This is a genomic window from Streptomyces sp. NPDC051940 (genome assembly GCF_040680895.1).
Taxonomy (GTDB): domain Bacteria; phylum Actinomycetota; class Actinomycetes; order Streptomycetales; family Streptomycetaceae; genus Streptomyces.
Genome location: NZ_JBFAXR010000002.1, coordinates 210,571 through 221,209, shown reverse-complemented (window position 1 = coordinate 221,209; position 10,639 = coordinate 210,571). Strand labels below are relative to the sequence as shown.

Annotated in this window: 8 protein-coding genes; 3 read left to right on the top strand and 5 right to left on the bottom strand. The window is 73.3% G+C overall.

Annotation, left to right across the window (positions count from 1 at the left end; translation table 11 throughout):
* The 5 genes from AB0M28_RS02055 to AB0M28_RS02035 all read right to left on the bottom strand — a co-directional run.
* Positions 1 to 1,002: hypothetical protein (locus AB0M28_RS02055; RefSeq protein WP_365396169.1), on the bottom strand; the 1,002-nt coding region annotated here is incomplete at its 3' end.
* A 32-nt stretch (positions 1,003 to 1,034) separates the two neighbouring features.
* Positions 1,035 to 1,529, bottom strand: a complete 495-nt coding sequence (locus tag AB0M28_RS02050) for a hypothetical protein (RefSeq protein WP_365396166.1) — start codon at positions 1,527 to 1,529, stop codon at positions 1,035 to 1,037.
* 1 nt (position 1,530) lies between these two features.
* A complete protein-coding gene (locus AB0M28_RS02045) occupies positions 1,531 to 1,878 on the bottom strand; it encodes a hypothetical protein (RefSeq protein ID WP_365396164.1) in 348 nt (115 codons plus the stop codon).
* Between the two features lie 446 nt (positions 1,879 to 2,324).
* The gene (locus AB0M28_RS02040) at positions 2,325 to 3,590 is read right to left on the bottom strand and encodes a BadF/BadG/BcrA/BcrD ATPase family protein (RefSeq protein WP_365396161.1); all 1,266 of its coding nucleotides are present in this window, start codon (positions 3,588 to 3,590) and stop codon (positions 2,325 to 2,327) included.
* Positions 3,587 to 4,459: a MurR/RpiR family transcriptional regulator gene (locus AB0M28_RS02035; protein WP_365396158.1), complete on the bottom strand. Its 873-nt coding sequence runs from the start codon at positions 4,457 to 4,459 to the stop codon at positions 3,587 to 3,589. The genes AB0M28_RS02040 and AB0M28_RS02035 overlap by 4 nt, the downstream gene beginning before the upstream one ends.
* Before the next feature lie 122 nt (positions 4,460 to 4,581).
* Between AB0M28_RS02035 and AB0M28_RS02030 the strand changes: the two genes are divergently transcribed.
* The 3 genes from AB0M28_RS02030 (at position 4,582) to AB0M28_RS02020 (ending at position 10,604) form a co-directional block, all read left to right on the top strand.
* A complete protein-coding gene (locus AB0M28_RS02030) occupies positions 4,582 to 5,346 on the top strand; it encodes an SIS domain-containing protein (RefSeq protein WP_365396155.1) in 765 nt (254 codons plus the stop codon).
* 138 nt (positions 5,347 to 5,484) lie between these two features.
* A complete protein-coding gene (locus AB0M28_RS02025; RefSeq protein ID WP_365396152.1) occupies positions 5,485 to 8,364 on the top strand; it encodes a Tat pathway signal sequence domain protein in 2,880 nt (959 codons plus the stop codon).
* Positions 8,361 to 10,604 (top strand): glycoside hydrolase family 95-like protein, encoded by a 2,244-nt coding sequence (locus AB0M28_RS02020; protein ID WP_365396149.1) that lies wholly within the window; start codon positions 8,361 to 8,363, stop codon positions 10,602 to 10,604. The genes AB0M28_RS02025 and AB0M28_RS02020 overlap by 4 nt, the downstream gene beginning before the upstream one ends.
* The last annotated feature ends 35 nt before the right edge of the window (positions 10,605 to 10,639 follow it).

The window sequence follows — 10,639 nt, the reverse complement described above, 5'->3', positions numbered from 1 at the left end:
TGCGGATTGCCGCCCGTCACTGGGAACACCAAGAGGGCGCTGCCGTCGCTGGCGAGGCTGACGGGGTCCTCGCCGAGGAAGCCGACGCCGTTGCACCCGGAGCATGGCGCGCACGCGGCGCAGGACGTCGGGGAAGTCGAGGGCGTCCGAGCCGTCCACGGACGTCTCCTGGCTGCTGGCGACGCGCGTCGCGATGCTCGCGCGGTCTCCGCTGGAGACGACGATCTGCATCTCGCGGACCGTGTCGAAAAACCGGAACCGCTGCAGCTGGGACGGCCGGACCATGATGCCGCCCTGGAAGAGGGGCTTGGACTCGGTCCGGACGGCGACGACGTCGTTGTAGTGGAACTCCGAGGTCTCTTCCTTGGTGAGCCCGCCGGTGTACAGATCCAGGACACAGCGGTAGATCGCCAGATGGTACGCCGTGGGGCAGATGACCATGAACGAGTACCGCGAGAAGCGGATCCGCCCGTCCTCGCCGACGGCGGTGCGGCACGGCATGGCCGGTCCCTGCACCACCATCTGGTTCGCCGACGCGGACCCGCCCGACCCGCCCACCGAGGCCGCGATGTCGGCGAACCCGTTGCCCCTGGTGCCGCCCGCGTCGCGGGGCGCGACCAGGTCGTCGGGCGTGATGCCGAGCTGCGGAAGAGCCCGGTTCACGATCGAGAAGGCGTCCGTGCCGATGATCGCGTCGATGTCCGCGTCGCTGGGACGGGGATACGCCTTGGCGTACGCGGCGTCGTAACGGCCCTTGGCGGTCAGCCCCTTGATGAGGAACACGACACCGGCGACGAGGCCGACGAAGCCGAGAAAGGCCACGCCTCCGTCGCCCACGACGAGCATCAGCAGACCCAGTACGGCGCCGCCTCCGCCGAGTCCCATCTTCAGCTGCGCGGCCTGCAGCTGCGCCGGGTCGGGCGGGTCGATGAAGTAGCGCTCGATCCAGGCCCCGTCCGGGCGTGAGGAGTTGACTGCCCCGTCGGGGCTGTAGGAGTTCACCGGGCTTGGTATCCCTTCGTCGGGCCGCGCAGTCACCGCTGCGCGACCGCCTGCCAGACGGGGCTCGCCGGCACGGGCACGTGCTCGCGGATCTCCGCCGCGTGCGCCGGGTCCAGGGCGCTCAGGGAGCGCCGGGTGTCCGGTGCGATCGAGCGGGAGATACGGCCGCCGCGCTCCAGCAGCCCGTCGTTGACGACGATGGCCGCGATCTTCGCGTGGTGGCACCGGGCGTCGAGTTCGACGGCACGTACGAACCGCCGCATCACGCCCGTCACCCGCTGTGAGTCCAGGCGGCCGGGATGCACCCCGGCGAGCCCGGCGAGCCCCAGGTAGTAGTAGTCGTCCGCCGTGGCCGCGCCCTGCTCCGCCAGCTGCCTCAGGTGCCTGACCGCCTCGGGGTAGAGGCGCGCGGTGAGGGCGGCCCGGCCGGCTGCGCGGTGGTCCTGCGGACCGTCGCCGATGTTGATGGTCTCGGCGTTGTAGATGTTCCCCTGCGCGTGCTGCTCGGGGATGTGGAACTCGGCCATCTCAGCCGAGGGGGAGCCGGCCTGCGGCGGCCTGCAGCGCGGTGACGACCGCCGACGCGGCGGCGACGTCCGACAGGATCGCGGTGGCCCGGGCGAGCGCGGCCCGCACGGCCCCGGGCGGCGCGTCCTCCTCCGCGACCGCCGCACCCGCGAGCTCGAGCTCCCCGCCCGCGCCCTCGGCGCGGGCCTCGTCGATCTCACCGGCGTCCGCGAGCCGCCGCAACTCCTCGCGCAGCTCCTGGATCAGCGCGGCGAGGTCCTCCGCCGGCGCGGTGCCTGCGGTGTTGTTGATCGTCTCCGCGTTCTGGATCTGCTGCGCGTGCTGCTGCCCGATGTGAAACGTCGCCACTGCAGTCCCCCGAGAATGCCTCCGATATCCGGAGCCCCAGAGGCTATGACATAACTGTCCGTCACACAAGCGGAGTTGACGGCAGACGCCCCCTTCGGTGCTCGGACGCCGGCCGAGCTGGGGCGGCGCGGCCCGCTGCGCGCGGGGCGGTTTGCGCGGCTGGCGCGTGGGACGGTTCGCGCTGCGGATCGCGCGACAGTTCGCGCGGGACGGTTTACGCGGCAGTCACGCGCGGCGGTTTGCGCGGCCGTCCGCGCGCGGCGGCCTCGTCCGCCGGAGCCGAACCAGCCGCCCCGCCGGGACGCACCCGCACCCCCAAGGCGCCGACGTCAGGCAAGACAACCCCCAACGGGCGGCTGCGGGCGGGGGCAACCCCGCGCCGAAGGCGCGGGCGGCGCCGGCCGCCGGACGCACACCGGCCACCCGCGCGGGAGCGCACCCGCACCTCACCCACCCGCCTCCGCCACCGCCACGACCACCCGCCGCCGGAGCTCCTCGACCGTGAGGTCCCCCGCCGTCCGCAGCGACGGATCCACCGGAAAGTCCTCCAGCGCGAAGAAGACCGAATCCAAAGCCCGCGCCAGCGCCCCCCGCACCCGCTCGCCCGCGGCGAGCGACGCACGGCGCGCCGCCAGCCACCGAAGGGCGAAGTCCGACGCCGACACGGACCCGGCCGCAAGGCCCCGCATCGCGGCGAGTTGCGCCCCGGCGTGGGACGACGACGGCACCTGCGACGACCGCGCCCAGCTCACCCGCGCAGCCCCGTACGACGCCTCCAGCCGCGCCAGCGCCACCGCCCCCGACACACCGTCGGAGACCGGGTGCGGGGTCAGGCCGAGCGGCGTGAGGCGGGCCGTGAGCCGGGGCAGCAGGGGGCCGTCGGCGCCGATCAGGCCGCCCACCGTGACCAGGGGCTCCCCCGGCGCGGGAGCCAGCGCCGCCAGGCAGCCGACGAGCAGGTCCACCGCCTCGTCGACGACCGCGCGGGCCACCGCGTCGCCGGAGGCCGCCGCCCGGACCACCGTACGGCTGTGGCGCGCCAGCCCCACCGGGGGGTCGTAGGACAGCCCGCCGTCCACCAGGGCCAGCCGGAGGGACTCCACGGGCAGGTCCGCCGCCCCGAACTCCGCGGCGAGGAGCCGGACCAGGGCAGTCGACGGCCCTCGCCCGTCCAGCGCGCGCAGCGCCCTGCGGAAGCCCTCCCGGGCGATCCAGAACCCGCTGCCGTCGTCACCGGCGAGCCACCCGCACCCGTCCGCGGCGAAGACCAGCCGGCGTCCGGCGATCCGCGCCGAGGCGGCGCCCGTGCCCGCGATGAGCACGAGCCCGTCCGCCGGCGTCCCGGGGGCCCCCGCGAACGCCACGTCCACGTCACCGATCACGGACACCGACGCCTCGGTCACCCCGTTGCGGTCGAGCGCCGCGCGCACGGCCCGGGTGGCCGCCAACTGCCCCGGATCATCGGCGACACCGGGCGCGCCCGCGCCGGCGAATCCCGCGACGACGGCCCGTACCGAGGCGCCCGGCCGCCCCGCCAGCGCAGCGCCCACGACCTCCGCGAGGCGCTCCGTGAGCACGTCCTCCGGTACGGAGCGCGCGTTGCCCGCCCCCGCCGTGCCGACGGCCAGCACCGGCCCCCCGGAGCAGTCCGCCAGCCCCGCGCGCAGGCTCGTGCCACCGGCGTCGATGCCGATCACGTACCCGTCGCTCACCGCTCCTCCGCCCCGTACCGGTACGGCCGGACCGCCTCCACCGACGCCGCCATGGCCTCGGTCGTCCGGTCGTACGTCCGCTGCGCCACCGCGATGTGCAGGACGTCGAACACCGCCATCTGCGCGTGCCGGGCGAGCGCGGAGGAGCTGATGCCCGTGGCGCGGACCCCGGTCGCCAGCGCGAGGTCGGCGTGCCGGGCCAGGGGCGCGTCCGCCTCGTTGGTCACCGACACCGTCGTCGCGCCCCGCGACGCCGCCTCCGCCAGGACGTCGCGCGGCTCGCGCGTGGAGCCCGTGTGCGACACGGCCAGCACCACGTCGCCGGGGCCGAGCAGGGCCGCGCCGGTCAGGGCGAGATGGGCGTCCGTCCACACCCAGGCGGGGATGCCGATGCCGTACAGCCGCTGCTGGAAGTCCGCGGCCGTGGTGCCGCTGCCGCCCACGCCGAACAGCTCGACGCGCCGCGCGCCGGCGATCCGTATCGCGACGTCCTCCAGCACCCGCAGATCGAGCCCGCCGATCGCGTCGGCGACCACCCGGGCCACCGCGTCGGCGACCGCGCCCGCGACGCGCTGCAGATCGTCGTGCTCGCTGATGGCGGCGCCGATGCCGCCCTGCCACGTACCGCGGCCGCCCCCCGAGGCGTCCGAGGCGGCCAGCGCGAGGCGCAGCTGGGAGTAGCCGGCCAGGCCCAGCGTGCGGCACAGCCGGGTGATGCTGCCGGTGGACACCCCGGCGGCCTCGGCGAGTTCGAGGATGGTCCGGGCGGCGACGGCCGCCGGATCCGCGAGGATCAGGGCGGCCAGCGTCCGCTGGGCCTCGGGAAGCGTGGGCTCGAGCTCACGGATACGGTCGACGATCTGGCTCACGAAGAAGAATTCTTCACCGTCACCGCATATCGCTGTCAAGACCTTGACCATTCCGCACCTGATCCCCCAGATTGAGCAACCGGCAAAGAAAAATTGTTCATCGGATTGTGGAGTTGAGGGGCATGACGACCGGGCACACGATCGACGCCGACGCGTTCACCACCGCCGCCCTGGACACCGTCCGCCGCGTCACCGAGACCCAGCGCGAGGGCGTGCTGGCCGCGGCGGCGCTGTGGGCGGACTCGCTGACCAAGGACGGCGTGATCCAGGCTTTCGGCACGGGCCACTCGGAGGGGCTGGCGACGGAGATCTCCGGCCGGGCCGGCGGCTTCGTCCCCACGAACAAGGTGTCGCTGCGGGACGTGGTGCTGCGCGCCGACCGGCCGAAGGAGTTCATCACCGACCCGCTGCTGGAGCGCGACCCCGCGACGGCCCGCAAGCTCTACGAGCTCTCCGGCACCCAGCCCCAGGACGTCTGGGTGATCGCCTCGAACTCGGGCATCAACGGCTCGATCGTGGAGATGGCGAGCGTGGTCAAGGAGCACGGCCACCCGCTGATCGCGATCACCTCGACCCAGCACGGCGCGCAGACGGCCTCCCGCCACCCGTCGGGCAAGCGGCTGCCGGACTTCGCGGACCTCGTGCTGGACAACGGGGCGCCGTTCGGCGACTCGCTGCTGGAACTGCCGGGCGGCGGCACGGCGTGCGCGGTGTCGTCGATCACGGGCGCGTTCCTGGTGCAGCAGATCGTGGCGGAGACCATCAAGCTGCTGCTGGCGCAGGGGGTGACGCCGCCGGTGTACCTGTCGGCGAACATCCCGGCGGGCGACGAGCACAACAAGGCGCTGGAGGCCCGGTACGCGGGGCGGATCCACCGCTCGGCGTAGCGCGCGACGACCGGTCCGCACAGGCGCCCGGCACCTCAACTCCCGTCAAGACCTCCGATGTTATTCGTCGGAGGTCTTGACGCGCGCTCCCAGGGCCATGACCCTGCCAAGGGTCAACACGCCTCGTTGGGGAGCCGCATGTCCGATCACCACGCATCCAGACGCACAGTCCTCGGAGGTATCGCACTCGGTGGGGCAGCAGCCCTCGCGCCGGGCGGCCTGCCGCCGAGCGCCCTCGCCGCCACCCCGGAAGCACCGGCCGGCACGCCGGAGGCACCGTCCGCCCCCTGGGACCTCGACGTCCGCATGACCGCCGACGGCCAGTGGGCCGAGTTCCTCGCGGGCCAGGACCTGCTGTGGGGCAGGATGCCCGCCAACTGGTACGAGGGCCCGTTCCTCGGCGACGGCGAGCTCGGCAGCATGATCTACAAGGAACCCGGCGCGAACGCCGTCCGCTTCACCGTGCAGCACGGCCGCGTCCAGGACCACCGCCCGCAGTTCGGCAGCGGCTGGGGCACCGCCCGCCTCCCCGTCGGCCATCTCACCCTCGACCCCGTGGGCACCATCACCGGCGTCGACTGGCGGCTCAGCCTCTGGAACGGCGAGTTCACCGGCACCGTCACCACGACCGCCGGTACCCTCACGGTCACCGCCTTCGTCCACGACGGGATGTTCGCGTCGTACACCGAGGCCGGCGGCGACGAGCAGGTGCGCTGGACCTTCCACCCGGAGGAGGCGATCAGCCCCCGGAAGATCCAGGAGAACCCGCCCGCCGGCTACACCCCCAACCCGCCCTGGACCACGGCCGCCAGGAACGGCGTCAGCCAGGTGGTGCAGCCGCTGACCGGCGGCGGCCAGACCGCCACGGCGTACCGCTACCGGGACGGCGTCCTCGTCCTGAACGTGGCGCACACCTTCCCGTCGGAGACCGCGGCGGACGACTCGTACCAGGCCGTCCGCGACGCCGCCGGCTTCGGCGAGCTGCAGCACCGCAACCGGGCCTGGTGGCACGCCTTCTACAAGAAGTCCTTCGTCTCGCTCCCCGACCAGCGCCTGCAGAGCTTCCACTGGATCCAGCTCTACAAGACCGCCTGCGCCAGCCGGGCCGGCGGCCCGGTCATGGCCACCACCGGCCCCTGGCTGGAGCCGACCCCCTGGCCGGCGGTCTGGTGGAACCTCAACGTCCAGCTGGAGTACTGGCTCATCCACGGCTCCAACCATCTGGAGCTGGACTCGCTCACCAGCACCCTCGACGCGAACCGCGACCAGCTCGTCCAGAACGTCCCGGCCGCCTACCGCGAGGACTCCGCCGCCATCGGCCGCAGCGCCGACATGTTCTGCACCCGCTCCATCGGTCTGCCCGGCACCGGCGGCGAGGCGGGCAACCTGCCGTGGGCGCTGCACAACGTGTGGCTCACCTACCGGCACACCATGGACGACGCGCTGCTGCGCGACACGGTCTTCCCGCTGTTGCGCCGCGCCGTCAACTTCTATCTGCACGCCCTCACCACGGGCGACGACGGCCGGCTGCACATCCCGCGCACCCTGTCGCCGGAGTACCCGGTGGTCCCGCCCCGGGACACCAACTACGATCTGGCGCTGCTGCGCTGGGGCTGTCTGACGCTGCTGGAGTCGGCGGACCGCCTGGGGATCGACGACCCGCTGGCGGCCCGGTGGCGCGAGGTGCTGGACACCCTCGTGCCCTACCCGCGGAACGCCGACGGCTTCATGATCGGCGCCGAGACGCCGTACGCCGAGTCCCACCGGCACTACTCGCACCTGCTGATGGTCTACCCGCTCTACCTGGTCAACTGGGACCAGGAGGAGAACCGCGAGCTGATCGAGCGCTCGGTGCTGCACTGGCACTCGATGACCAGCGCGCACCGCGGCTACAGCTTCACCGGCGCGGCCTCGATGTTCGCGATGATGGGCCGCGGCGATGTGGCGCTGGACTATCTGAGCCGCTTCTTCGACCCCTCCAGCCGCTATCCGTGCCGCCCCAACACGCATTACGCCGAGGGCGGTCCGGTGATCGAGACGCCGCTGTCGGCGTCCCAGAGCATCCACGACATGCTCTGCCAGAGCTGGGGCGGGACCGTCCGGGTCTTCCCCGCCGTGCCCGGCGCCTGGCCGGACGTGACCCTGCACGACTTCCGTACCCAGGGCGCGTTCCTGCTCTCGGCGGTACGCAAGGGCGGCGTCACCCGGTTCGTCCGGATCCGCAGCCTCGCCGGCGAGCCGCTGCGCGTCCGCCACGGCCTCGAGGGCCCGCTCACGGCGCTGCTGGACGACGGCACTCCGGCCCGGGTCACGGACCCCGGGGACGGGACGGTCGAGGTCGGTCTGCCGAAGGACCGGGAGGTCCTGCTGTACGGCGGGACGCGACCGGATCTCGTCATCGCCCCCGTCCGGACCGCGAAGCCGGGCGACGCCTGGGGGCTGCCGCCCGTGCCGCCGCCCGGCGAGACGGTGCCGGTGGACCTCGCGCCGTACCTCGACAACGACGGCATCTCCGCCGAGTCGAACATGACCGACGGCAATTTCGACGGCTCCGGCTACACCTACCCCGCCGAGGAGATGCCACCGCCGGGCCCGCTCACGCACGAGGGGCTGTCGTTCACCTTCCCGTCGTACGCCGACGGGCAGCCGAACAACGTCACCGGACAGGGCCAGACCCTGGCCGTGCCCGCCGGGCGCTACGCGAAGGTCCGGCTGCTGGGCGCGGCGAGCAGCGGCACGGTGACCAGCACCCTCACCGCCACCTACGCCGACGGCTCCACCGCGAGCGTGCCGTTCGTGCTGGCCGACTGGGGCCAGGCACCGGGTGCGGGCGCCACCGAGGTGCTGCGCTGCACCCACCGGCACGGGGCGGGCGGCACCAACTCCCTGCGGGTGGGGATCTTCGAGGTGCAGGCGCCCCTCGACCCGGCGCGCGAGCTGCGCTCGCTCACCCTCCCCGTGCACACCCGGCCGCAGATCCACCTCTTCGGCCTGTCCCTGGAAAGGCCGCGCGCATGAGCCCGATCGACCGCCGCACCTTCGTCGGTACGACGGCCGCCGCCGCGGTCGCCGTCTCCTCCCCCGTCGCCTGGGCGCAGCCCGCCGTACGGACCGACGCGCACGGCGACATCCTGCGGGACGCGGCGCTGGTGTGGCGGCGGATCCCGACGGGCTGGCAGGAGGGGCCGTTCTTCGGCAACGGCTTCCTGGCCGCCCATCTGTACCGCAACACCGCCGAGTCCAACGTCCTGCGGCTGATGGTCAACCACGCGCACGTACAGGACCAGCGCGGCCAGTGGGAGGCGGCCATCGGCTACTCCCGGCTCGGGGTGGGGTATCTGACCCTCACCTTCGCCGGGGCGGTCACGGCCGTGGACTGGCGGCTGGACCTCGAGGGCGCCGAGCTGACCGGCACGGTGACGACCACGGCGGGCTCGGTGGAGCTGGGCGTCGTCATCCTCAACCACCGCGACGTACTGCTCGCCTCGCTGCGGCCGAGTCCCGGCGAGGAGTCCGCGGCCTGGGCCTTCGTCCCGCTGCCGTCGCGCACCACCCGCTCGCAGCGCGTGCCCCCGGAGTACACGGCCAACCCGGACCCCACGACCGGTCCCGGGTTCGTGGAGCAGCCACTGCACGCGGGCGGCGGCTACACGACGGCCTGGCAGGAGCGCACGCTCGGCACCCGGCGGCTGCTGGCGGCGAGCATCGCGTACGGGTATCCGGACGACACCGGTCGGGACCGGGCCGTACGGACGGTCGCCGACGCGCTGGCGGCCGACCAGGACGAGGAGCTGGCACGGCACCGCGCCTGGTGGTCGGCGTTCTACCGGCGCAGCCTCGTCTCCGTACCGGACCGCAGACTGCAGCGCTTCTACTGGATCCAGCTCTACAAGCTGGCCTGCGCCACCCGCGCGGGCGGCACCGTCACCCCGGTGTTCGGGCCGTGGTTCCCCGAGCGCGGCAACAACTGGACCAACATCTGGTGGAACACCAACGTCCAGGTCACGTATCCGGTGGCCAACGGCTCCAACCACCGCGAACTGGACGCCATCACCCCCACCTTCGCCCACCACTGGCGCAACCTCGAGGGCAACATCGTCCCGGAGCTGCGCGACGGGAAGACCTTCGCCATCTGCCACCCCGGCGACTGGCAGCTGCGCTCCGGCCCCCGCTACGTCGGCGTCCCCGGCGTCAGCCCCAACGACCACACCGGCAACCTCACCTGGGCGCTGCACAACGCCTGGGTGAGCTACCGCCACCACATGGACGACGACACGCTGCGCTCGGTCATCCACCCGCTGCTGACCGGCGCCGTGAACTACTACGTCCGCCATCTCACCGAGGGCTCCGACGGCCGGCTGCATCTGCCGGAGACCCGCTCGCCGGAGTACGCCAACGCCGCCGACTGCACGTACGACCTGTCCCTGCTGCGCTGGGGCCTGGCGACTCTGCTGCAGTCGGCGGAGCGGCTGCGCCTGGACGACCCGGACGCGGGGCGGTGGCGGGACGTGCTGGCCCGCCTCACGCCGTACCACGAGGGGCCGGACGGCGTGCTGATCGGCGACGGGGTGCCGCTGGCCGACTCGCACCGGCACTTCTCGCATCTGCTGTGGCTGTACCCGCTGCAGGAGCGGCTGGAGCGGCGCACCTTCGAGCACTGGGTGAGCGACCAGGTCCGCTGGCACGGCTACAGCTACGCCGCCGCCTCCTCGATGGAGACCCTGTTCGGCAACGGCGACGCGGCGCTGGCGTACCTGCGCTTCTTCGTCGACGGCAACGTGGTCGACAACTGCGCGATGACGCCGAACACCATGTACCGGGAGGGCTCCAACTTCGCGCTGGAGAGCTCCATCAGCGGCGGCCAGTCCCTGCTGGACATGCTGACGCAGAGCCACGGCGGGGTGGTGCGGGTCTTCCCCGCCGTACCGTCGGCGTGGGCGGACGTGTCGGTGTCGAAGGTCCGCACGCAGGGCGCGTTCCTGGTGGACGCCTCCCGCTCGGGCGGCCGCACCGACTGGGTGGCGGTGGAGAGCGAGGCGGGCGAGCCGCTGCTGCTCCAGCACGGGATCGACGGGGAGATCGAGGTACGGGACGAAGCGGACGGTTCGCCGGTCCCGTTCCGTCAGGAGGGTGCGGGCACCATCGCCGTAGCGCTGCGCAAGGGGCAGACGGCGGTGGTGACCCGCCGCGGGGAGCGGCCGGACCTCCGCCCCCGGCAGGTACCGGGCTCCGACGCGCCGCCGTGGGGTCTGCCGTAGCAGGGGTTGCGGGCGGGGGCACCGGCCCCCGCCCG